General features: G+C 38.7%; 18 protein-coding genes and 1 riboswitch. Of the genes, 1 reads left to right on the top strand and 17 read right to left on the bottom strand.

What is annotated here, in order from left to right; translation table 11 throughout:
• Nucleotides 1-106 precede the first annotated feature (106 nt).
• Genes KSU66_RS02590 through gabT form a run of 3 tightly spaced genes read right to left on the bottom strand, consistent with a single transcriptional unit; the run spans nucleotide 107 to nucleotide 4202 of the window.
• The gene (locus KSU66_RS02590) at nucleotides 107-1504 is read right to left on the bottom strand and encodes an NAD-dependent succinate-semialdehyde dehydrogenase (RefSeq protein WP_269049862.1); all 1398 of its coding nucleotides are present in this window, start codon (nucleotides 1502-1504) and stop codon (nucleotides 107-109) included.
• Entirely contained in the window at nucleotides 1488-2870 is a 1383-nt protein-coding gene (locus KSU66_RS02585) for an APC family permease (protein ID WP_269049861.1), read from the bottom strand. Before KSU66_RS02585 ends, KSU66_RS02590 begins: the two co-directional genes overlap by 17 nt.
• 30 nt (nucleotides 2871-2900) lie before the next feature.
• A complete protein-coding gene (gene gabT / locus KSU66_RS02580; protein WP_269049860.1) occupies nucleotides 2901-4202 on the bottom strand; it encodes a 4-aminobutyrate--2-oxoglutarate transaminase in 1302 nt (433 codons plus the stop codon).
• A 106-nt stretch (nucleotides 4203-4308) separates the two neighbouring features.
• Here gabT and gabR point away from each other — a divergent pair, with 106 nt between their 5' ends.
• Nucleotides 4309-5724 carry a MocR-like transcriptional regulator GabR gene (gene gabR / locus KSU66_RS02575; protein WP_269049859.1) on the top strand — a complete coding sequence of 472 codons (1416 nt, stop codon included), beginning with the start codon at nucleotides 4309-4311 and terminating at the stop codon, nucleotides 5722-5724.
• A gap of 72 nt (nucleotides 5725-5796) precedes the next feature.
• Here gabR and KSU66_RS02570 read toward each other — a convergent pair whose 3' ends face one another.
• The 14 genes from KSU66_RS02570 to KSU66_RS02505 form a co-directional block, all read right to left on the bottom strand.
• The gene (locus KSU66_RS02570; protein ID WP_269049858.1) at nucleotides 5797-7833 is read right to left on the bottom strand and encodes a putative bifunctional diguanylate cyclase/phosphodiesterase; all 2037 of its coding nucleotides are present in this window, start codon (nucleotides 7831-7833) and stop codon (nucleotides 5797-5799) included.
• 20 nt (nucleotides 7834-7853) lie between these two features.
• Complete coding sequence (locus KSU66_RS02565) at nucleotides 7854-9032, bottom strand: beta-ketoacyl synthase N-terminal-like domain-containing protein (protein WP_269049857.1); 1179 nt, start codon at nucleotides 9030-9032, stop codon at nucleotides 7854-7856.
• A 166-nt stretch (nucleotides 9033-9198) separates the two neighbouring features.
• Nucleotides 9199-9921 carry a hypothetical protein gene (locus tag KSU66_RS02560; protein ID WP_269049856.1) on the bottom strand — a complete coding sequence of 241 codons (723 nt, stop codon included), beginning with the start codon at nucleotides 9919-9921 and terminating at the stop codon, nucleotides 9199-9201.
• A complete protein-coding gene (locus KSU66_RS02555; RefSeq protein WP_269049855.1) occupies nucleotides 9911-11251 on the bottom strand; it encodes an AAA family ATPase in 1341 nt (446 codons plus the stop codon). The genes KSU66_RS02560 and KSU66_RS02555 overlap by 11 nt, the downstream gene beginning before the upstream one ends.
• A gap of 134 nt (nucleotides 11252-11385) precedes the next feature.
• Nucleotides 11386-12024: a hypothetical protein gene (locus tag KSU66_RS02550; protein ID WP_269049854.1), complete on the bottom strand. Its 639-nt coding sequence runs from the start codon at nucleotides 12022-12024 to the stop codon at nucleotides 11386-11388.
• 402 nt (nucleotides 12025-12426) lie between these two features.
• Entirely contained in the window at nucleotides 12427-13263 is an 837-nt protein-coding gene (locus KSU66_RS02545) for an alpha/beta fold hydrolase (RefSeq protein ID WP_269049853.1), read from the bottom strand.
• Between the two features lie 259 nt (nucleotides 13264-13522).
• On the bottom strand, nucleotides 13523-14191 hold the full coding sequence (locus KSU66_RS02540; RefSeq protein WP_269049852.1) for a carboxymuconolactone decarboxylase family protein: 669 nt from the start codon (nucleotides 14189-14191) through the stop codon (nucleotides 13523-13525).
• A gap of 175 nt (nucleotides 14192-14366) precedes the next feature.
• A riboswitch (SAM riboswitch) is annotated at nucleotides 14367-14491 on the bottom strand.
• Between the two features lie 302 nt (nucleotides 14492-14793).
• The gene (locus KSU66_RS02535) at nucleotides 14794-15585 is read right to left on the bottom strand and encodes an ABC transporter ATP-binding protein (RefSeq protein WP_269049851.1); all 792 of its coding nucleotides are present in this window, start codon (nucleotides 15583-15585) and stop codon (nucleotides 14794-14796) included.
• Between the two features lie 91 nt (nucleotides 15586-15676).
• Nucleotides 15677-16891 (bottom strand): ABC transporter substrate-binding protein, encoded by a 1215-nt coding sequence (locus KSU66_RS02530; protein ID WP_269049850.1) that lies wholly within the window; start codon nucleotides 16889-16891, stop codon nucleotides 15677-15679.
• 82 nt (nucleotides 16892-16973) lie between these two features.
• On the bottom strand, nucleotides 16974-18035 hold the full coding sequence (locus tag KSU66_RS02525) for a branched-chain amino acid ABC transporter permease (RefSeq protein WP_269049849.1): 1062 nt from the start codon (nucleotides 18033-18035) through the stop codon (nucleotides 16974-16976).
• Nucleotides 18036-18039: 4 nt separating this feature from the next.
• On the bottom strand, nucleotides 18040-18924 hold the full coding sequence (locus tag KSU66_RS02520; protein ID WP_269049848.1) for a branched-chain amino acid ABC transporter permease: 885 nt from the start codon (nucleotides 18922-18924) through the stop codon (nucleotides 18040-18042).
• Nucleotides 18925-18928: 4 nt separating this feature from the next.
• Nucleotides 18929-20824 carry an AMP-binding protein gene (locus KSU66_RS02515; RefSeq protein WP_269049847.1) on the bottom strand — a complete coding sequence of 632 codons (1896 nt, stop codon included), beginning with the start codon at nucleotides 20822-20824 and terminating at the stop codon, nucleotides 18929-18931.
• A gap of 16 nt (nucleotides 20825-20840) precedes the next feature.
• Nucleotides 20841-21614, bottom strand: coding sequence for an ABC transporter ATP-binding protein (locus tag KSU66_RS02510; RefSeq protein WP_269049846.1), 774 nt, complete (start codon nucleotides 21612-21614; stop codon nucleotides 20841-20843).
• A 442-nt stretch (nucleotides 21615-22056) separates the two neighbouring features.
• Nucleotides 22057-23928, bottom strand: a complete 1872-nt coding sequence (locus KSU66_RS02505; protein WP_269049845.1) for an SEC-C metal-binding domain-containing protein — start codon at nucleotides 23926-23928, stop codon at nucleotides 22057-22059.
• Between the last annotated feature and the right edge of the window lie 501 nt (nucleotides 23929-24429).

Here is a 24429-nt window from a genome sequence, read left to right as displayed (position 1 = left end):
TAATTGATATAAAATATCTAGCAATGACACGGTAGAAAACCAAGAAAAAAATATCCCCATCTCTGTCTAATCGACATGGATGGGGATACTTTTTATTTACGATGATTTAGTTCAGCAAGTTACCAACAGACAAGTATTTCGTTTCCAAGTATGGCTCGATACCTTCCGTGCCACCTTCACGTCCAAGTCCACTCTCTTTCATGCCACCAAAAGGAGCATGTGCTGCTGACGGTGCACCATCATTCCAGCCAATAATTCCGAAATCCAAATGATCATGTAAGTACGTTCCCGTTCGATAATCATTCGTAAAGAAGTAAGCCGCCAAGCCATATGGTGTATTATTCGCAATCTCGACCGCTTCTTCAAGCGTTTTAAAACTCGTAATAGGAGCAATCGGTCCAAATGTTTCTTCTTGCATAATGTCCATACTTGCATCCACATTTTTTAACACGGTCGGATAAACGAAGAAATAACCTTGTTCTTTATCTGCTTCATATTTATTCCCCGTGAGTACTTCCGCGCCCTTTTCAATTGCATCATTTACTTGGGCTACGATTTTGTCATACCCTTTTTCGTTAATAATCGGCCCAACGTCAGTTCCTGCTTCCAACCCGTTGCCCACTTTGAGTTTATTCACTGCTGCTGTAAACTTTTCCGCAAATGCATCGACTACATTTTCATGAACGAGAATACGATTCACACAGACGCATGTTTGACCCGCGTTTCTATATTTTGAAATGATTGTTTGGCCCACTGCGTAATCCAGATCTGCGTCTTCCGCAATAATTAGTGGCGCATGTCCACCAAGTTCCATCGTTACGTGTTTGACTGTATCGGCACTACCTTTGATTAAAGCTTTCCCGATAGGCGTAGAACCTGTAAATGTAATTTTTCGAACGAATGGACTATCCGTGAATAGTTGACCGACGACAGATCCTCTTCCGTTCACATATTGAATCGCATCTTTCGGAATCCCCGCTTCATATGCAAGCTCCACTAAAGTCATTGTCGTTAACGGCGTTTCTTCTGCCGCTTTAACAATGAATGAACAACCAGCAGCTAGTGCGGGTGCCGCTTTCCTTGTCATCATTGCCGCCGGAAAGTTCCAAGGCGTAATCGCCGCAACCTGGCCAATTGGTTGTCTGCTAACTGTAATTCGTTTCGTCTCGGATGATGCCGGAATTGTTCTTCCGTAAATACGAACAGCTTCTTCCGCATACCAATCGATATAGCTTGTTGCATAGTTTACTTCACCTATTGATTCTTGCAAAGGTTTTCCGTTTTCCATCGTCATTACTTTTGCAATTTCTTCTTTGTTTTCCTGGATTTTTTGTGACCAAGCTTTTAACAACCTTGAACGTTCGTGCGCGTTCACTTTCGCCCATTTTTCGAACCCTTTTTGTCCATTTTCCAACGCTCTGTTAATTTCTTCAACTGTATGTCTTGTTACCTCTTGAATTAATTCACCCGTTGCAGGGTTTTTCACTTTAATAGTCTTCGACATTTGCTAACACTCCTTTTGTTGATTCTTTTGATCGTGTAACCCACAAACTAAGACCGATTAAGGACCATACGCCTACAATAGCCCACTCAATTGGCCAAACTAAAGCGGAAGGCATTCCTGGTAAATAAAAAGTGATAAACATCACACTTAATAGAATTGCCATAATACCGACAAATCGATAATGTTTGATTTTGTAAGGGCGATTTAATTCTGGCTCTAGTTTTCGTAATCGTAAAAACGCAATAGAAACGAGTAAATAACCAAAAACAATTCCGATTCCCCCTGCGTTTACAATCCATACAAGAGAAGGTCGACCAAGAAATGGTGCAACGAAAGCAAGAATTCCTAGAAATACAATCGCATTTGTTGGTGTTTTATATTTCGGATGAATAAAGCCAAACCATTCCGGAATCATATTACGCACGGACATCGCATACAAAATCCGACTTCCACCAATGATAAAAGCATTCCAACTTGTAATAATTCCGGCAACCCCACCTAATACAAGTAAAGTTCCGAACCATTGATTCCCAAACAAATTGACCATTGCATCAGCCGTTGCTAATGAAGACAAAGTAAGCTGGGATTCAGTCAATCCTACAGATACCCCGAAGACAATTAATAAGTAAAACACTACCGAACTAATGATTGAAATAATCAAAATGCGGCCAATGATTTTAGGCGGTGCTTTAATTTCAGAGGCCACTTGCGGAATAACGTCAAAACCTACGAATAGAAAGGGAATCATAACTAATACGGACATAGTGCCACCAATTCCATCTTTAAACAACGGTTGAACGTTAGACAGTTCTCCATTTTTAAGTGCTCCAAAAACTAAGAGAGCACCTACTAAAACAATAGCGACCGTAAAAACAGACTGGAAAATTGCTGCTGGTTTAATACCAAAGTAATTTAAAGCCGTTAAAGCAATCGCCCCTCCAGATCCAATCAGAACCCACGTTAAATATACGTCCCAACCTCCAAGATTCCACAGGAAGATTTTGTGGTCCACAGGGATAACATAATCAATTACAGTCGGTAAGGCCACTGCCTCAAACGTAATTACTGAAACGTAACCAAATAAAACTGCCCATGCTGCAACGAAGGCACTTTTCTTACCAAAAGCTCGCATAACGAAAACGAGTCCCCCACCCGTTTCAGGCATCGCTGCCGCTAATTCTGCATACGTAAGACCGATGAAGATGATTAGTAAACCGCCGATTAAAAATGCTATGATACTTCCTAAAAAACCAGCACCTACAATCCATTCACCCGAAAGAACAACCCATCCCCAGCCGAGCATAGCGCCCATCGCTAAAAATAATACATCTGAAGTAGACATCGATTTAGAAAAGTTTTTATTCATATACTAAACCATTCCCCTTAATCTATAAAATTATTTAAACGCATTTTCCAAAATAGCTAGACCTTTTGCTAGTTCTTCTTCTGTAATAACGAGTGGTGCTAAAAAGCGAATGACGTTCCCTTTTAGACCAGCTGATAAAAGTAACAAGCCATTTTCATTTGCATATTGAATAATTTCACTCGTCTTCTCTTTATTTGGAACTTTGTCCGTCCGATTGTTCACTATTTCAACAGCGACCATGGATCCTAAGCGTCGAATTTCTCCAACGTAACTATGTTTTTCTGCTAGTTCGTTTAACTTCGCCTCCAGCTTTTGTCCCATAATTTCCGACTTCTCAAGTAAATTCTCTTCTTCAATAATATCGATAACCGCTAATGCGGCTGCACACGCAACTGGGCTTCCGGCATATGTGCCACCTAATTCACCCGGTGCTGCAGCATTTAATATTTCTGCCCTTCCCACTACTCCACTTAAAGGCAAACCAGCAGCCAATGATTTCGATACAGTAACCAAATCGGGGATAACGTCAAATTGCTCCATTGCAAACATCGTTCCTGTACGACCAAAACCTGTTTGAATTTCATCTGCTACAAAAACAATGCCATACTCTTTACAGAACTCACTTACAGCTTGCACAAACTTTTTCGGTGGAATAATGAAACCGCCTTCACCTTGAACAGGTTCCATAACAACACAGGCAACTGTTTCCGGAGCAACTGTTGCTAGGAAAAAGTCTTTAAATTCTTCAATCACGCGGTCTACATATGCTTCTTCTGTCATTTCATTTGGTTTTTGATAGACATACGGATAAGGTGCTTGGTAGATTTCTGGAGCGAACGGGCCAAATCCGAATTTATATGGTTTAACTTTACTCGTCATTCCCATCGTCAAATTTGTTCTACCGTGAAAGCCACGAACAAATGAAACAACTGCTTGTCTACCCGTAAATTTACGAGCAACTTTGATAGCGTTTTCAACAGCTTCCGCACCTGAGTTTAAAAGAATCGCTTGCTTATCAAATGTACCAGGCGTAATCTCACATAGTTTTTCCGCTAAGTTAATATAGCCTTCATACATCATGACGTTAAAACCAGGATGCAAAAACTTTTCGATTTGACTATTTACCGCAGCAGTCACTTTTGGATGGCTATGTCCTACGTTTAATGTTCCTATCGCGGCCGCAAAGTCAATCCATTCTTTTCGTTCAATATCTATTATCGTAGCACTCGTTGCCGAATGGGCAATATTTAAGTTTCCATTACTTACACCTTTGGGAACGTACTTTTTTCTTTTTTCTTGTAGTTCTTCAGTCAATCCAATAGTAGTTACCATGAATATCTCTCCCTTATTCGAATTATATATAAGTATCCCAATAATCTGATATAATGGAAAGTACCAGAACTTAGTTTTTTCAGGTACCAGATTAAGGAGGATATACATGAGGTTTATGACATTCGATAAAAATAATGAACAAGGAAAATACATATACCAACAGATTTATAAAGGTATTAAAGAGCGGATCTTAACGGGTAAACTTCAATCGGATGAAAAATTACCTTCTAAAAGAAAATTGGCTGATCAATTCAAAGTTAGCGTGAACTCAGTTACAAATGCATACGAACAATTACTCGCTGAAGGATATATCTATTCTATGGAAAGAAAAGGATATTACGTAGAAAATATTACTCAGTTTATCACGCAGGACGAACAAAGGATAAACAATTTGCCAAATGACTTAAAAGAAGAAGTGATTGACAAAGAAGGTTGGTTATCGCTATCCCATATGACTTCGGATATCTCATTATTTCCTTTTAAACAATGGTTAAAGTACCAAGAAAAAGCGATAAAAAATCATGCAAGTAAACTTACAGAAATTGAACATCCGCAAGGTCCATATATTGTACGACAAACCATTTCCCGCCTAATTGCATTATCTCGCGGTATTATTTGCGAACCGGAACAAATCGTCATTGGCGCAGGCACACAATCGTTAATTCGCAATTTGATGGGTATGCAGGAAGATGGAACAATCGTCGCCCTAGAAAATCCGGGTTATTCTCGATTTCACACTATGTTAGAAAAAATGGATTTCGATGTCCGACCGATTCCGTTAGATGAAGACGGAATTAATATTACTAGGATTGAGTCTTCCGGAGCTAGATTTGTCTTTGTCACGCCCTCTCATCAGTTCCCAACCGGTAAAATCATGCCAATTTCAAGACGAATTGAGCTGCTTAATTGGTCTGTCAAACTGGAAAATCGCTACATAATAGAAGACGATTATGACAGTGAATTCAAATACGAAACCGATAATATTCCTTCCTTACAAAGCTTGGACCGTAACCAACGTGTTATTTACACAGGCACTTTTTCAAAAACGATGTTACCTGGTTTACGAATTAGCTATATGGTCTTGCCACCCAAAATATTGAGGGATTATCAAAACTATTATGCCGATTTAATTCAGGATAGTAATTCACTGGGCTTATATACATTGCATTACTTCATAGAAAACGGCGATTATAGTAGGTATGTAAAAAAAATGAATCACCATTATGAGATGAAAAGAAAGTTGCTGATTAAGCATCTCCATCTCAAGTTTGGGGACACACTCGACATCAAGGACATACCCGCGGGACTTCATTTTCTTGCCCGCTTCCAAACGACAAGAAGTTACAAACAGATTGACGAAAGGGCCACACAAGAAAGGTTGGAAATTTACTCTATCAAGCGCTTTTCTTTAGAAACAAGTTATAAAGTAGAAAACAGTATCGATTTGATCATTGGTTTTGCGAATATAGATAAGGAAAACATATCCGAGGCTGTGGACCGGTTGTACGAGGTAATTGGATGAGAGTATTTATTTTATTCATTAAGATAAAAAACGTCTATTCCTAACCCCTTTAAAGGCTATGAATAGACGCTTTTATTTACCTGTTTTACTGAAATACTTTTTTTCAAATTCCTTTGTCGTCACCGGATAACCAATATAATACCCTTGCGCACATTTACAAGTTCCCTTATGTAGAAATTCCAAATCGGATTTTGTCTCTACTCCTTCCGCAACTACTTCTAAGTTAAAATGTTCAGCTATTGATAAAATACTATTGACAATTACTTTGTTTTCCTTATTGTTTGCGACATTTCTAATGAATGATTTATCAATCTTTAGAACGTCCACTGGATACTTTTTCAAATAACTTAGTGAAGAATAGCCAGTCCCAAAGTCATCAATCGCAATTTTTACTCCAATCTTTTTTAATAACTGTAACTTAGTAATCGTTACATTCAGATCCATCATTGCAATACTTTCCGTGATTTCTAATTCAAGATATTGAGGATTCAGTTGTGTTTCTTTTAAAACTTCCGAGACAGTTTCAACAAAATTGCTTATATTAAATTGTTTCATCGAAATATTTACGGCTACTTTTAAAAAAGGATACCCTTCTTCCTGCCACTTTTTGTTTTGCGAACAGGCTTCTTTCAACACCCATTCACCGATTGGAAGAATTAAATTTGTCTCCTCAGCTAATGGAATGAATTCATCAGGTGACACGTTTCCAAGTTCTGTATTATTCCACCTCATGAGCACCTCCATGCCCGCAATCTCCCCAGACTTCAGGTCTAATTGTGGTTGATAATGCAATTCGAACTCTTTTCGTTCCAATGCAGTTCGCAATTGTTTTTCGATTATCATCTTACGGTGAAAATTCTGCGTGATTTCCGACGTAGAATATTGAAAACTATTTCCAACACCCTCTTTCACGACATACATCGCTGCATCAGCATTCTTCATTAATGTACTTGCATCTAGTCCATCCGATGGATAAAGACCAATCCCCATACTAGGCGTAATATATAAACTATGACCGTCAACCTGTAACGACTTTTTAAATATCGCAAGAATTGTATTTGCAAGATTCGTTACGGCTTCTCGATTCTTGTTTTCAACAATTACTGTAAATTCATCCCCGCCTAATCGGTACACTTTTACTCGAGGATCAAACGTAGTAGCCATTGTTCCTAACTTTTTAGTTACTTCAATTAGAAGCAAATCACCGACGTTATGTCCTAACGTATCATTAATGTTTTTAAAACGATCTAAATCCATAAAAATAACAGCTACTTGGTTATTATTTTCTTTAGCGTTTTCGATTTTTTTTTGTAAGTCATCATTAAATAACCGACGATTTGGTAAATTAGTTAAATCATCATGATAGGCCAAATATCTAATCTTCTCTTCTTGTTTTTTTAATGCCTGATTCATTTTTTTCACGATGGCGACTTGTAACCTCATCGTGAGTGTAAATATCGAGATTGCGAAGAATACAACTGCAACACCACTCGGATATAGCCTTGCCGCCGGAAACATATTTAAAGTCGCAATCCCATAACCAATTGTAAGAACTACGGTAAATGAAAGTAGAAATGATCTATACTCGTTATTTTTCAGTTTCATCACGAGGAATAAACAAGCCATAAATCCTACTATTAACAAGACAACGTTTAAATTAAATACCCAGGACATGGAACCGTAGACTGGAAAGAGAAAGTCTGATTTAATTAAAACAAGTTCATAGATTCCTTTCGTACTCCATCCAATCAAATATACGAAGAAACCCCAAACATAAAGAATAAATACGACATACTTATTTATAACAAACCGCCAATTACTGTCCAAATTGTCTTTCACCATGTGTTTGGCAATGGAATAGACAAGATAAAATAATGTAGGCGTCAGCATAATCGGACCGAATCTTAGCAAGCGAAATAGTATATCAATAGTTTCCCTTGAAAAATAAAGATGTGAATAAAGAACTGCTACATCAAACTGCCAAATGCTTGCAAAAAATAAAAAGAGAAGTAAAGCACTCGAAACTCTCGTTTCTTTAATAATATTAATAATTAAAATTCCAATTAAAAGAGGTACTATTGCAAAAAACAACGAGATGATTAAGTCCATACTCTCACTTCCTCGTTAAGCTAGTATTTACCAATTAGAATACATGTGTTGTTGCCACTATTTCCGTGTGTTGTAATCGCTACATTATCAACAGGGCAATGTTTTGTTTCAAAAACAATCGGTAATTCTTCAAATCCTTCCCCTTTTGTTAATAAAGTCGGCGGAATGAAGTTATGTTCAATGGAAATCAATGAGGAAATTACTTGAATCGCACCCATTGCACCGAATGTATGTCCAAACATCCCTTTAATAGAAGTAATCGGAACGGATTGCCCAAATAATCGCTCGTGTACAAACGATTCGATTTGATCATTGGATGCTAATCCTAATGCCTGACTATTCACGTATGTTGGTATATTTTTTTTGATGGCACTTTTCATAGCCTTATACATTCCGTAACCTGTTTCATCGGATTGGAACATCCCTAAGCCGTCATTATTTGAATGAACACCTTCGATAACACCATAAATCGTTGCACCTCGGCGTATCGCGTCGCTTTCTCTTTCTAATGTTAACATGCCTGCACCTTCTGCCATAACAAAACCCCGATGTGCATGTGAAAATGGGACACCGGTTTCACCAATTCTTTTATTCAAACCGATTTGGCGTAACTTACTGAAACCAAAAATTGACCATTTCCCTAACGATGCATCTGCACCGCCAACAATACAGACATCTGTTTGACGACTTTCCAATAATAGTTTCCCTAGTGATATAGCGTCAGAACTCGCGGCACAGCCCGTTGTTATCGTAAAAACTTGTCCAGTAATGCCAAGATGAGCTGCAACTGCAGAAGAAACTGTATGAGGGTCCGCTAAATTTAAACCATGAATAGGATACTTCTTTATATCATTTGCCAATGCGGCATTTTCCTCAATTTCTTTTATTCCTCCAGTTGCCGTTCCGACAACTACGGACATTCGCGATGGATCAATTCCAACTAATTTTGCCATTTCAATGGCGTCATCTGCGGTTTGAATCGCAAGTCGACTCACTCTTGGATAACGCTTGTAGTTTTTCCCTTTAATAGTTAAAAAATCATCTTTAATAATCCCCGCTACGATATCAGCGTCATTCGGCCCGAGACCCTTTAGTATATCCATCGTGCAAATACCAAGTTCCAAAGCTTCTTTAAATTCCTCTTTATTATGTATTCCTGGTGCTTTTATCCCATACCCTGTGACCACAATCTTTTCCATAAGTTCCTCCTACATTCAATCAATTAGTTAACAAGTAGATAAGAATACCTAACTATCCATTCTACTCTTAAACCTCTTGTTAATAAAGAAAATCCCCCGAAGTCTAAATAGACTTCAGAGGATTTAACTATTTATCTTCAAAGTAAATTTTAGGTAAAGTTATAACTTATAACTCAGATTGCGATTTAACAAATTCAAATAACAAAGGGACATTGCTATATTGTTCCAACGAAGCTGTATTTTGAGAAACGATGTCCCAACTCTCCAAATACGGATCGGCTCCAGTTACTAACGGCATCGATTTCTGCAGAAAGTCTTCAATTGGCATTTCTAATTGTTCAATAAACTGTTCCACTTCCGGAAACTTTGAACCTTTTTCTGGATTCGCTTCATTAAACAATACATGCTCTAAATTTCTTGAAAAGTAATACATCCGGTAATTGATTTCACCAGATAGGATTGTATCTAACGCCTTCATTGTATTAATGTTTTGGCTTCGGTCCGCATTTCTAGCGACAATTAACTTCTTTTGTTTTTCATGCGGCACAGTTATTTGACGTTCATGGTAGACCGTTAACTCTTTTTGGGTTTCATCAATGACAATCGCGTCTTCTGGAATAAAACACCCATCCATATCAATAATATGGAGTACACAAAATACATCTTCCGGGCGAAATTTACTTTTCATCATAAATTCTTTCACAGCATTCCCAATTACGGACTTAATCGGTTCGTCCGGTTTGCTCAAATCATATAAAATATCTCCGTGTTGGATATGAAAACGGATATTATGTTGCTCAAAAAGGCTACGCAACCGATTGTTTAGCAAGACTTCTTCGCAGCCTCCTTCGACAATTAATAACACAACTTTCTTTTTGTTAATTGTCATGTGGAATACCAGCTTTTCTAAATGCCGTTTTAATATCATACAGATTGGTTTCTGCATAGATTTCTTCGGCTTGACCACCTAATTGTACAGCCCGTAAATAGACATCGCGCGCATTGTTTAACCTTTCAACGCCTCTTAATTGATGGTATCGATCGTTTTCATTAAGCGTCGTAAACCATAAGTTTCGAATTGGAAGCACTTCTAATATACGTAAATTATGAGAAGTAAATAAAAGTTGACCTTGCGCATTATCATTTAGCACTTCCAATATCTCGCCAAGTAAATATTCAAAAATACCCGCATCGAGCTCATCAATGACAACACACGCATTTGGATTATTGTACACAGCGATGAGCGTACTTAAAATGGAAATAATTTTCAACGTACCTTCCGATTCGCTTCGTAAGGGAAGTTCAATCTCCCCTTTTCTTGAAAGAAACTCAAAGCGAACCCCTTCATTTCCATCACTTAACGTTTGCTTATTGATTTGTCTAATCTTTATTTGAAGACCCGGAATAATGGTTTGTAACACAATATTTGTTTGCCTCACTACTTGGTCAATCGTTTCAAACAAATCAATCGGTAGCACCATCGTATCTTGCATCTCATAAGGGATATGTCCGCGCTTCTTTTCCAAATGAACGCTAAAAGGCATAATCAAATTGGCGATTAGGAGACCATAGTGAATTGTATCAATGACGTGTAAATCGCTATTAAAATTAATCGAAATATTTTTCATAAGTTCAGTTTCATGTTCTTCAAATAAGTTTTCAAATACTTCTTTTAACTCTTCTCTAAAGACAAATGAAGTGGAGTTACCGACAGCCATTCGATTGGCTACCATCACTGAAACTCGATCCGCTTCACTCATTTCCTGTATTTTTTTATTTCCAATCAAAATCTCGTTGTCATTCTTTGAAATTAAAGATATAAACGATGTATTTCCCTTGTTTTCCCGGTACGACACTTCTTCTTTGACGACTCGGTATTTCGTTCTCCCCGGTGATAAGGAAACAGTATAATCAACGAAAAATTCACCTAATCGATTTTCGATAATAAATTGAAACATCAACCTAATGGACTTTTCGTTAAAATAGAGTAAGTTCGACGTAATTTTTGGAAGTGGAGCATCATGATTAGCTGACAATAAAGTTTTCAACAAATTAAACGCTTCCACAGCAGCTGTTTTCCCCGAACCATTTTGTCCATAAAATCCAATGACGTCCGCTTTCTCCAACGTAGCAAAACTTGAATTTGTATGAAACTTACCCTTCCTTACATTTTTCAAATTGGTAATTTCAACACTAGTTACTTTGACTACACAAGTCATGAAAGTCCTCCTACAAACTAACCACATTTACTTCCTAATATGGTCTTGTAGGTCGCGAACTATTCAAAAGAAAAACGAGCCAACCATTCATATGGCCGACTCGAATCTTCCCACTATGCAATTGCATGATTCCTTTAAAGAAATGTGATAACTAACTCTTTATCTATATTAATAACTTCCATTAATTCATCATTGAAAAGATAAGGCGTATCGTCTTTATCCTGCGGCGTTACATCTTCATAAATATTATTTGCCGCCATCACTTGGAAAGTAACGGGAATATATCGACCTTTGTTCAGAACTTTTATATTCCCCATCAAAAAGATTTCTTTACTCGAAACCGCAAAGCTTAAATAACCTGCATTCCTTTTCGTTTCATCTGGCGTAAACGAAATGCTTTGAGCTAAAGAAATAATACATAAAACAAAGTCATTAATTATTTCAGCAGACAATTTATTTAAACCATGTTTAAGAAATAACGCATTAAAACCATTTCGGATTTCTTTGAATGAAAAAACATCTTCAATTTTCTTTCTGTTATTGTTTTTACTAAAGTTTTTCGCTATTTCCTCGCACTCTTCAAGATGCCTTCTTATATACCCCATGCTTTTTCCTCGGCTTCCAAGAAAATCACCAAGTTCCTTTATCACTTGAATATCTTCGGCATCTTCCCTAACTAATTGTAGGAAACTATAAAGATCCTTTTCGTCAAAACTCCTTTCAACAAATTTATTGTAATAGTACTTAAATAATTGTTCCTTTTTACGATCCATAACTTTTCCTCCTCATACTAATTCCAAATTAATAAAAAAATAGGAGTTATATATTAAAATAAACATCCGATCAAAACCGCTTGGCGCTTGGGAATACCTCCCGCTAGATTCGTGCTTTAATAGGAATAACTTCTTTCAGTACACCCCGAAAATCGTTGAATGAGGCAAGACTCCTGCGGGAATAGCGTGGGCCTTAGACCCCGCAGCGTAGTGAGGAGGCTAAGGCAACGCCCGCGGAAAGGGAGCCGATTCAGCGATTTTCTTTTTTAGGGAGAATCTTCATTTCAACATATATACTACTTTCTTTCTTCCTTAATCATATCATGTGTTGGTATCAAAGGGTTTCGAGAACCCCTAGAAATACAAAAAGCCAGACAAGAACGAACTTGTCTGACTAGGATTTTATCCGATTGTCGCTAATCGTCTAATCGGTTTGGGTACAGGAACTTCCTTCTTCTCTTCTTGCACCCGTTCTTTGAAAAAATTGATTGCAACACGGTTGAATTCTTTATACTTTTCAATATTACATACATGGCCACACTTCTCAATAACATGTACAGTCGCCGCTTTATCATTCACAGTATCTTCTCGAACAGGTCCTATAAACATATAATCTTGGTCGCCCATAATGTATGTTTTTGGAATCAGATATTTCTCTGTATCTATTTGAGGATATATTACAGGTACTGTAGAGGCAAACTTATACCAACGAATAAACTCTTTTCTCCGAAGCTTTTTCGCTTCTTTTATAAACAAGTTTCTAGATTGTTGATGATGTTTTTTCGGCATAAGAATCCATGCAAATAATTTATAGAGCCACATATAAGGAACGAGCCCTTTAATTAAATCACCTGTTTTCAGCAGCACCCGGGCAAACCTTGTAAACCGGATAATTGCTCCACCTAAAATCATACTCTTAATACGATGCGGAGCGTAAATATGCATACCGTGTAAAATAACGGACCCTAAACTAATCCCGGCAAAATGGGCTTTTTCAATCGATAAAAAATCCAATACTTTAACGACATCTTCCGTTAGTACTTCCGCTGTGTACTCCAGTAATTCAGGCCGATGATCCACCGATCCACCATGACCTTTTAAATCTATAAAAAGAAGGTTAAAATGGGTTTTAAACTCCTTTACTTGCTTGTACCAAATGTTTGAATTACCACCAAGTCCGTGAAGGAATACGACCCAATCATGATCAGGACCTAAAACATGCGTTTGATAATGTAACAAATAAAATTCTCCCCGTTCCTTTATATAGGTGTGTAAATTTTTTTAATAAATGAGTTTTAATAGTGGTTATTCTTTTAATCGCTAAATACCACTGATTATTCAAAACAGATAAAATGTTATCCGTACAAAACTATTATAACATGAATTTTAAAAAACAACGTATATGTATCGCTCGGAATTATGACAATTTAAAAAGAAAAAAACCAACCATTATCAAATATGGTTGGCTTTAATTTATTCATCTGTTACACCGAATGAATTACTCCGTATAGGCCTCAAGTGCATTTACGCTATGGGCAAATGCTGCTCCTGCTTTTAGTGCAACCGCAACGAAAATTGATTCTGCGATTTCTTCCAAACTTGAACCCGCTTTCTTTGCCGCTTTTGTATGAAGATCGATGCAATACGGGCAACCTGTTGCGTGTGCGACTGCGACTGCGATAAGTTCTTTTTCTTTAACAGTCAATTTCCCAGCTTTCAAAGCTTGTTGATCGAAGTCGATAAACGCTTTAAAAACATCGCCATTCAGTTTTGAAAATTCGCCAATTCGATTGAAGTAAGATGCTTTATAAAGCTCATCATCGTTTTGACCATCGAATGAATTTAATGCATTCACTCCGTGTGCAAATGCCGAACCTGCTTTTAACGCCGTTGCAACAAAAATCGCTTCTCCGATTTCTTCTTTTGTAACTTCTGCTTTTTTACTAGCCGTTACATGAACATCGATGCAATATGGGCACCCAGTCACATGTGCAACTGCGATTGCGATCAATTCTTTTAGTTTTACAGATAACTTCCCTTCAGCCAAAGCTTTGTTATTAAAGTTTATAAAAGATGAAAACTGTTCCGGTGCAAGCTTACCTAGCTCCCCGATTCGGTTAAAATTCGATTTTTGATAAAGGCTATCTGTTTTTTGTGTTGTAGTCATTTTGTATTCCCCCATATAGTTTTTTTGTTTGTTTCATCCATACCAATTCACTAACTTAACCAATTGAAAAACTTGGTTTAAAACGTAATACATATTATGATGAATGGCATCCATTCTGAAATAATAAAAAACCTCATCCGATAAGGAAGAGGTCTGATTTTATAAATCAAGCTCTCCCTCATCTTTCAAGCTTAAATAAGCTTGCTGGAATTGGCACCATTTCGTTTAGTTGAACGTTCAGCTAAACAAGGGTTGCCGCGGGATCTAAGGACCAGTTCCTCCCCCGACTCTAGATAAGGAAATACTATTCAATTAGGATGCATTAAGATTATCATAACACAACAGAATTAAATATCAAGTCTAAATTGTAAGACTAGTTAATAATAAGTTTCTAAAACTTTATCGTAAGTGTATATTTCTTGGCAAAGATGCGTAGACTAAGAGTCACAGAGACGCGGCACTTCTCTGTCCCGTGCAGGGGCCCCTTCGACGGAACGTGGAAAAATAATACTACACCTAATCCAACTGGGGATTGCCCAGTAGTGCCGCATGTTACATAGTAAAACCGCCACATTTCTGAGGCGGTTTTACTTTTTCTATTTCTACCACACAACCCTTTGACGTCGTTTATACGATTTACCTTCCCTAAAGCTTTTCTCGCCTTCTTTTCCAACACCTAAATAATGTTCGCGTACTTCTTCGTTTGACAACAGATAATCCACATCTCCTTGCATCGCAACTCGACCATTTTCCATAATATATCCGTAATCGGAAATCGCCAACGCAACATTCGCGTTCTGCTCAACAACTAGAATAGATGTGCCTTCGTCTTTATTAATCTGTTTAATGTTCTGAAATATTTCTTCAACAAGGAGAGGCGCAATTCCTAAAGATGGTTCATCCAATAACAATAACTTCGGTTTGGCCATAATTCCTCGACCAATCGCGAGCATTTGCTGCTCACCACCCGATAAAAATCCGGACTTTCGGTGTTGAAGTGCTTTTAGTTTCGGGAAATAAATATAAATCTTTTCAATATCATCTTTTAAATGCTTTCGATCTTTTCGTGTATAAGCCCCTGCCATTAAGTTTTCCTCAACCGTTAAGTTTTTAAATACACGTCTACCTTCCATACTTTGGAAGATCCCATTTTTGACAATAATGTCCGGCGTCGTATTATTAATGTTCTGGCCTTCATACTCAATCGTGCCGTCCGTAATTTGCCCATCTTCACCTGCAAGCAAGCCCGATATTGCTTTTAACGTTGTCGACTTGCCTGCTCCATTACTACCGAGCAACGCAATAATTTTACCTTCTGGAACATGAAGCGACATTCCTTTTAACGCAAGAATGTTTCGCGAATACACGACTTCAATATTTTTAATGTGGAGCATAGAAATCCCCCTTCTTCTAAAGAAATAAGCGAGAGTAGCAAATGAATCATCTGCTACTCCCATGATCATTCTTAAGCGTATCTACGTATGCTTACTCCTTATAGCTGAAGTAATCCGTTAACTGCTCCCACCTACCGTTTTTCACAACGCCAAGTCGTGTTTGCTCTGTTCCTGCATGGTTGTCTGCGCTGAAGCTAACATTTGCGCCCAATCCACCCATATCATAATCGCTAAGTGATTCAAGACCAGCACGAATTTGTTCTCCCGTAATCTCACCGTCTGTAAGTTTGCTTGCTGCTTCGATACCCGCTGCGACAATTTTTGATGCAGACCATCCTTGGATGAATTTCTGATCAATATCATCAAGCGTTTTACCTTCCTTATCCAAGTACTCTTTTATATCTGCTATTCCTGGGAAGTCTTCATAAGGAAATGCATGTGAAAGGATTGCCATATACCCATCCGCAATATCTTCACCAACAATGTCAATTACACCTTCACCAGAAGCCCAGTTTAAACCAATAAATTGTGTATCAATATTTAGTGTTTTTGCGTCACGTAAAATCGTTGCTGTTGCTCCCCATGTTTGTTGAATAATTGCATAGTCCGGGTTTTTCTTTTCCATATTTAACAATTGAGACTGTGCTTCAGTTGCTTGAACGTCAATTACTTGCTCATCCACAACGTCAATGCCAATTTCAGCGGCATAATCTTTAATATCTTCAATTGGTGAACGTCCGAATGCTGTATCATTATAAAGCAATGCTACTGTCGGCTCTCCACCCTCGTGATTATCTTTTATCCATTTCAAAATCGCGCGACCTTGATCCGAATAAGATGCAGCTACAAGAAAGTTATATGGACTTTCTTTCAAGTCCTTCAAGTTTTCTGAATAAGAAGCGGATACATACGGGAGTTTATCGTTTGCGACTTGCTGACGTAGCGCTTCTGTATCACCTGTTCCCCAACCAAGTATTGCAGACGCTTTATTTTTATCACGCAGTGCTTGGTAAATCTTTTGTGCCTCAGGAATCGCATAGGCATAATCTTCTCCAATTTGTTTAATCTCAATTCCTTCAAAACCACCTGTTGCTTCTAAATGCTTGAAGAAAGCTTGTTCACCTTCAGCATAAGGTGTTCCTACATCCCCAGTTCCACCCGTAATATCGTAAAGCCCACCAACTGTTACCGTCCGAACGCCATCTTCTGCAGCGCCGCCATCCGATTTTTCTTCGTCACCACAAGCAGCAAGCCCTAGTAGCAACATGAATCCTGCGAATAAACCTACGATTTTTTTCTTAGTCATTTTCAAAATTTTTCCCCCTTAGTTTTATGTGGAAAGAAACCAACATACATTTTCCTGTAAGCGATTTCGATTTTCCAATCATTTAATATGAAAACGGCCATAACTTAAAGTAGCTCCTCATATTGTTCCACATATTTGCCAGTCCACCCGGCTCAAAGATTAGGAACAAAATGATTACAATACCGAATACAAACTCTTTAAATGCAGAAAGGATTTGATACAAATCGGGCATGAATAATGTCAAAGAGTCTACCCCGATACTTAGCGCTACAGGTAACAGCGTAATAAAGACCGCTCCTAATATAGAACCAAGTACACTGCCCAATCCCCCGATTAATATCATGGCCAAATATTCGATGGACACATGCATTCCGTAAAGCTCAGGACTTACAATCATCGTATAATGCGCAAGTAGAGCACCTGCAATTCCAACAAAAAATGAACTAATTGCAAAAGCCATGATTTTATATTTAAATAAGTTGATCCCCATAATTTGTGCTGCTACATCACGATCACGTACCGCCAAAAACGCGCGTCCAGTTCGAGTCCGTATAAGATTTGTAGCATAGATTGCTGTGAATATAAGAATGATAATACAAAGGTAGAAATAACTCGTATTACTCGATAGTGAAAAACCTCCAACGGTTGGTCGACTAAGCACCATACCAGCCGTACCACCAGTTAAACTATCCCATCGACTAATGACAAAAAGAATGATTACTTGTGCGGCAAGTGTAGCAATCGCCAAGTACAACCCTTTCAATCGCAGCGACGGAATACCGAATAGTCCGCCAACGACGGCCGTAACAAGACCCGCAAGTGGCAACGCCAACCAAAAACTTAAGCCTACTGTCGACGTCAATATGGCCGCTGTATAACCACCTACACCTAAAAAGGCCCCCACACCTATTGATATTTGTCCCGTATAACCTGTTAAAATATTAAGTCCAATCGCACCAATCGAGGCAATTGCACATAAGGTTAGTAGACCGATAACATAATTGGATATAAAAAATGGAAATGATAGAATGACTAAAATTAAAATTGCTGATCTAATTTTAGCGCCTGCGGATCCAAACATTTTCATGTCTTGAATGTAACTCGTTTTATAATTTCCGCTTTCGTTCACAAATGGATTTCGCACAAACTTACACCCTTTCTATTCCACCTTTTCCGAATAAGCCATATGGTTTAACCATCAATATAAGCAAAACGACAATAAATGGAGCAACATCTTTTAACCCTCCACCAATGAGCGGATCCAAATATCCCCCTGCCATGTTTTGTAAAATACCTATGATAAACCCACCAACGATTGCCCCAAGTATACTGTCCAAACCACCAAGAATAACGACAGGCAATACGGTTAGTCCAATAGCGGCCATTCCGGGACTGACCCCGTTTATATTACCGAGTAAAACTCCCCCAACAGCAGCGACGACAGAAGCAATTGCCCAAGTTGTCGCATAGACAGCCTTTACACTAATCCCCATCGACAACGCAGCTTGCTGATCATCGGCGACCGCACGCATTGCAATTCCCATTTTCGAGAACTTAAAGAACAGTGAAAAGATAATCAGAAGTGCAATAACAACAACAAAGGACCAAAGATAAACCGGTGTAATAATGACTCCTGAAATATTGATTGGTGTTGCTGGAAATATTTGTGGAAACTTTTTTGTCTGGTGACCCCAAACCATATGCACCGCACCGGCTAGCAAACTGGACAACCCAATGGTAGCCATGATAACCGAAATGACAGGCGCATTTTGGAGGGGCCGTACGACAAGCCTTTCGATAACAAGTCCTAAAACTGCGCTGAATACAAGCGTAATTAGTAAAGCGAATATAAACGGTATGTTATAAGCCGTAATTAACGTTAAACAAATGTACGCACCTACAATAACTAATTCACCATTCGCTAAGTTTAGCGCATCACTCGCCCTATAGATTAAAACAAACCCAAGTGCAACAAGTCCGTAGATACTCCCTACTACGATTCCTGTAATTAGCATTTGAAAGAAAAATGTCATGAATTTATGCCACCTCCTGCTTCATTACTAGTTTTATAATTTGTAGATTGATTTCTTCGGGAGTCTCTTTCGTATCATCTAAAATATTCACACTTCCAGCTTCTGAATATAGTCCCGCAATAAGCGATTCATAATTATCCTCAATATGCTTTCTTCTAACTTTTAACGTTCGGGTTAATTCCCCATCGTTTGCATTGAATTGCTTATGAAGAATAGCGAACTTCTTGATCCTTGCTTTTTCTGGAAGCTGGCTCATTAATTTCGCGACTTCTTCTTCAATAAATTCAATCACTTCCGCATCCCGGGCTAACTCGGAATAAGTCGTATAAATAATTCTTTTTTTATCGGCCCATCGCCCGACATTATTCATGTCGATATTCAAAATTGCGGTTAGATAAGGACTATCCTTTCCAAAACATATTGCTTCTTGAATATAAGGACTGGCCCTTAATTTGTTCTCCACCATACTTGGATAGACAGGTTCACCGGTTGACGCCGTAACAATGTCTTCTTTGCGATCTAAAATATATACATGCCCATTGTCATCTATGCGCCCGCAGTCACCTAGTGAAATCCACCCTTCGATAACTTTCTCCCGATCTTCCTCGTGTAAATACTTCGAAAATATCGCCAAGTTTTTCACTAAAATTTGTCCGTCTTCACCGATTTTCACTTCTGTATTTGGAAGTGGTACGCCCGCGCTTTTTATATTGATATCCTCATCACGGTGAACGAGCGCGATACCCGCAAGTTCTGTCCCTCCGTAAGACTGCTTCACATTGACACCAATGCTTTGGAAAAAGTAATACGTTTCGGATTCAAGTGCAGCGCCGGCAATGTATGCCCTTCTTACCCTTCCCAAACCAAAATGATCTCGTATTGGGCTAAACATAATCCAATCACCAAACGCATACATCAACTTATCGAAAGAAGAAATCGGTTGTTTGTCAATTTTCGCCCTTGTCACCCGATCGCCGACTTTTTTGAATGCATGATAGACTTTTTTCTTAAACCAGCTCGATCCTTCCATTCGAATCGTAAAATTCGACATTAACGTTTGGTAAACCCTTGGAGGCGCCAAAAGCGTTTGCGGACCAATTTCTCTCAAATCGACCATAACCGTATGGGGCTTTTCAGGAAAGTTAACAACCATGCCCGTTAGTAATGGGTTCGTAATGCTTAGCACTTGTTCATGAATCCAAGCAAGCGGTAAAAATGAGAAATAATCGTCTTTCTCTTCCGAAGGGTCAATCGCATTTAAATTGGCAGCTGCTGCTATTAAATTGCTATGTGTCAACATGGCGCCTTTCGGATTTCCAGTCGTCGCGGCACTGTAGGCAATAATTGCGACGTGGGCCCCGAGCGAACGCTCAGTTTGTTTCGGAAAAAAATCAGGCTCGTTCTTTAGTAGTGAACTACCGCTTTTTAAAAGATCGTCAAATCTCGATAATTTAGGGTGATCATAATTACGCATACCTTTTCCATCGTAGTAAATGATGTGTTCGACTAGCGGGATCTGTTCTTCTATTTCTAGCAACTTATCGACTTGCTCTTGGTCTTCAACAATAACGACACGAGCACGGCAATCATTTAAGTAGTAAACAAGCTGACGCGGCAACGATTCCTGGTACACCCCGACAGAAATCCCGCCTAAAACCTGTGCCGCCATTTGTGAATACAACCATTGCGGTCGGTTTTCGCCTATTACGGCTAGTTTCTCGCCACTTTCAAAATCAAAGTTTTTCGAAAGTGCAATCGCTAGACGCTCAACCGTGTGGTAATACTCTCCCCAAGTAATTTCATTCCAAATCCCTAAATCTTTTTGCCTTAATGCTACTTCGTTTGTTTTCATCGTTGCCCGTTCAGCTAAAAGTCTAGGTAATGTCTCTTCCGAACTCATCCCTTGGTCCCCCTGTCTAAATAACTTTTTCTTCCCCTATATACGCTTTAATTACTTCGGGGTTGTTTTGTATTTCTTTTGGTGTCCCGAACCCAATTTGCTTACCAAAATCAAGTACCGCAATGTGATCAGACAAATCCATTACAATTCCTAAATCATGTTCAATAAGCACAACTGTAATTTCCATCACTTCGTGCATATCTAAAATAAAACGAGCCATTAATTCTTTTTCGGCACCGTTCATTCCTGCCATCGGTTCATCTAGCAAGATTAACTCAGGCTGTAACGCAAGTGCTCTGCCGACTTCTACTCGTTTTTGTAATCCGTATGGAAGCGTGCCGACCGGCGTATGTCGAATGTCTTGTAACTCCAAAAAGTCGATCACTCTTTCTACTTCTTTACGATGTTCGATTTCTTCTTGCGATGCCTTTCCAAAATAAAGTCCCCCACTTAGTGCTCCTGTTTTCATTAACGCATGTCTTCCCAATTTCAAGTTATCGAGTACAGACATATGTGCAAACAAAGCAATATTTTGAAAAGCTCGTGCGACGCCAAGTGTAGTTCGTTTGTCCGGCTTCATATTCACGATTTCTTGTCCTTTAAACCGAATGGACCCGTTTGTTGGGTGATATAATCCACTGATGCAATTGAGCATACTCGTTTTACCCGCACCATTTGGACCAATAAGGGAAAAGATTTCGCCTTCCTTAATATGATAGCTGACACTATCCAATGCCTTTACGCCACCAAATTGCAAGGAAAGGTTCTCTACCTCTAGAATATTCCCCATAAAAATTCCCCCTTTGTCACATTTTAGTAGTTTAGTATCATACGTGGAAGTATTCCAATGAATTTATCACATAAGGAATAGATATGTCAACACGATTTCAGAGTATTAAATAATTTGAAACCGCTTTCACCAATTTGCACACCTAAATTACAGCGGTTTCTTGCGTATGATTGTATAATTCTTCAATAAAACTAGGGTTTTCCCTATTTTTCAGCATAGGTATTTACAAATACACATATACCTTTCGTCATAGTTCAATATAATCTTACAGAGTCAGTCCCCCCCATGCCATTTGTCGCTTTATTATAACAGGTATTTCAAAACTTTCATATAGTTCGAATAACTTTAATTATTATTTTATCTGCATGGAATTATTTTCTATTTACCATGAAATAAAAAAACGAGTCAGCTATAGTAAAGCATCGCTGACTCATTTCATCCCTTATAATAAATACCAAATATACATTGCCTCATCTATTGAGCCTGGTAAAATGGATAGTTGCTTAGGGAGTGGTAGCTTAGGCATCTCGTTGTCAATTAATGCATCCACAAACGGGTTCGCTTCTTCCGCTTCCTCATACATTATTGCACCAATGTCCGATTCCCCCTGAGACAATTCCATTTCCAGTAGCCAATCTAAAAATAAGTAAGCTGCTTCTTCTGACGATTGCTCTTCATAGTCCTCCATAATCGATTCTGCTTTATCGAGATTTTCCGAACTAATGAAAGAAGAAACTGCAAAATATCGTACGCCTTGATGATCTCCCGGGTTGATGTTAAGTAGGCTGTCAAAAAGATCCGCAGCTTCGCTGAACCGTTTATCATCAAACAACCAAATCCCATACGCAAAAATCGCCCGCATATAAGGTCGATTTATCACGAGTCCCCACGGAATTTCGGGTTCCGCGTCGAATTCCGACTTCCCTATTTCAATCGCCTTTTGGTAAAACTGCTCCGTTACTTGGTCGATAGTCGACATTTCGGCTTGAAACAATAATGCATCCACGTTCTCCGGGGCGAGTGCATATAGCTTTTTCGCCAAACGATAACGTTCTTCTTCCTCTTCCGCTTCATACGCATCGTAAGCAATCGCCTGCGCTTGTTGCTTTTTCCCCTTAGGTTTGAATGGCTCGTTTATCGTTTCTTCCATATAAGCTTGGGCTTCCTCAAGTGATTTAAAGTTTTGGAGCGCCATCTTACAATACATTTCCCAATTCATGCGTTCTGTTGGCCACGGGTCCGTTCCTATATTGTAGGCAATTTGGGGGTCTTCGTTCGAATCGTCGCTTATTTCTTCCATTAACTCTACGGTAACCTCATAGAGTGGTTCCACATGTTTCATCATGGAACTAACGGAAACGTCAAACAACTTCGCAATATTCGATTGAGAATACGCATACCCATCGAAAACGTCATAATCGCAAGCAACTTTAAACACGGCTGCGGCAACAATTTCCGGTTTCCTAAAGGATGCCTGTCCCTTTATTAAATAAGTGATCGCTATTACTTGTATGAATTCCAACACTTGCGGCGGGGCACCGTGGGCAATTGCTTCCTCTTCAAGAATTTTCAATACTTTTTGTTGGTCTGGTCGGAGTTCACGTAGAACTAAATCCTCCATACTAGTAATTTCTCGGTCCGCAATCGCTTTGTAAATATCAAGCATATGCACTTTAAAGAAATCATAACTACTTGCCTCTCCACTTTCCGCGGCCATCGATTCAACTACTTTTGTAAATTCCCCGTTCGAATCGTAAATGAACGTCAGCCCTTCAAGATAACGAACCCCATTTTCATGATGCCTACGATCAGAAAGAACGACCCCAAATACGAGTTGACTTACCTCTATCTCCATTTCCTGCTCCAAATTCATCCGGTAAGTTGTATGACCAAGCACTTCATCGACAATGAAATGATCTTCGTGAACCGCCTTTACCTTCCCAAATAAAACCATCGGGTCTTGCCACGCCTCTAACACCTTACGTGTTACTTGACGAATCGGACCGTTAAGCACTTTCAAAAGATACCTTTTCCATAGATCACGTCGCGCTATGAATAGAAAGTATTCGGCAACCGACTGTTCAATTTCCCCACGAGGCATCGCTTTACTAAGTTTGCTCATCCATTCCCTTTCATAGCTTCCAAACTCCGCTAGGTCTGTCGGACTACTAAGTGCACTTTCATAAAAACTACCAATAACTCGTTCCAGTTCTTCTTCGACGAGGTTTTCGTTAGTTGGTTCATTTTGTAGCGCACAACATTTTTTATATTTTTTCCCACTTCCGCATAAGCAAGAATCATTACGTCCAACCATCGAATACACATCCTTTTTTATTTACTATACCAAAAATTAGGCCTCGTGTATAAAGATTGTTCGTGATCCCGGTAATAAGGTTCTAGTCATGTCCATATACTAATTAGACTACATACGATGAAAGGATGGCGAGTTGAGAAAACTAATTTATGCGCTAGCTATAGTAGGTGGCCTTTTACTTGGTTTGATAGTGACTTACTTAATAAGCTGAAGGAATCTTTCCCTTTCAAATAGAAAATGAGCCAGTCATCTATTGATAGGACTAGCTCGTCTGTTTATATTTGAAATTGTATTGCCTTCATAAGTACTTTCTATAATTACGTGATTCCTCGAAACTTGTCGAATTTTCATTCTCACTCCGAACTGTGGATAAGTTTATTAATCCACAGAGTTACTAACATATTACCAACAACCCCACAGAAGGTTATCCACACAACAACTTTACCTTCTTGCACTATGCAAGTACATTCGTTGCGCGAACACAAACAACACTATATTTGT

It is taken from the genome of Sporosarcina sp. G11-34 (assembly GCF_026931025.1).
Note: the sequence above shows the minus strand (reverse complement) of the source record. Positions and strands in the feature narration are given on the sequence as shown.

Coding starts and splice junctions, on each gene's coding strand:
- KSU66_RS02590 (WP_269049862.1), bottom strand. CDS start 1,504: ATGTCGAAGACTATTAAAGTGAAAAACCCTGCAACGGGTGAATTAATT.
- KSU66_RS02585 (WP_269049861.1), bottom strand. CDS start 2,870: ATGAATAAAAACTTTTCTAAATCGATGTCTACTTCAGATGTATTATTT.
- gabT (WP_269049860.1), bottom strand. CDS start 4,202: ATGGTAACTACTATTGGATTGACTGAAGAACTACAAGAAAAAAGAAAA.
- gabR (WP_269049859.1), top strand. CDS start 4,309: ATGAGGTTTATGACATTCGATAAAAATAATGAACAAGGAAAATACATA.
- KSU66_RS02570 (WP_269049858.1), bottom strand. CDS start 7,833: ATGGACTTAATCATCTCGTTGTTTTTTGCAATAGTACCTCTTTTAATT.
- KSU66_RS02565 (WP_269049857.1), bottom strand. CDS start 9,032: ATGGAAAAGATTGTGGTCACAGGGTATGGGATAAAAGCACCAGGAATA.
- KSU66_RS02560 (WP_269049856.1), bottom strand. CDS start 9,921: ATGACAATTAACAAAAAGAAAGTTGTGTTATTAATTGTCGAAGGAGGC.
- KSU66_RS02555 (WP_269049855.1), bottom strand. CDS start 11,251: ATGACTTGTGTAGTCAAAGTAACTAGTGTTGAAATTACCAATTTGAAA.
- KSU66_RS02550 (WP_269049854.1), bottom strand. CDS start 12,024: ATGGATCGTAAAAAGGAACAATTATTTAAGTACTATTACAATAAATTT.
- KSU66_RS02540 (WP_269049852.1), bottom strand. CDS start 14,191: ATGACTACAACACAAAAAACAGATAGCCTTTATCAAAAATCGAATTTT.
- KSU66_RS02535 (WP_269049851.1), bottom strand. CDS start 15,585: ATGCTCCACATTAAAAATATTGAAGTCGTGTATTCGCGAAACATTCTT.
- KSU66_RS02530 (WP_269049850.1), bottom strand. CDS start 16,891: ATGACTAAGAAAAAAATCGTAGGTTTATTCGCAGGATTCATGTTGCTA.
- KSU66_RS02520 (WP_269049848.1), bottom strand. CDS start 18,924: ATGACATTTTTCTTTCAAATGCTAATTACAGGAATCGTAGTAGGGAGT.
- KSU66_RS02515 (WP_269049847.1), bottom strand. CDS start 20,824: ATGAGTTCGGAAGAGACATTACCTAGACTTTTAGCTGAACGGGCAACG.
- KSU66_RS02510 (WP_269049846.1), bottom strand. CDS start 21,614: ATGGGGAATATTCTAGAGGTAGAGAACCTTTCCTTGCAATTTGGTGGC.
- KSU66_RS02505 (WP_269049845.1), bottom strand. CDS start 23,928: ATGGTTGGACGTAATGATTCTTGCTTATGCGGAAGTGGGAAAAAATAT.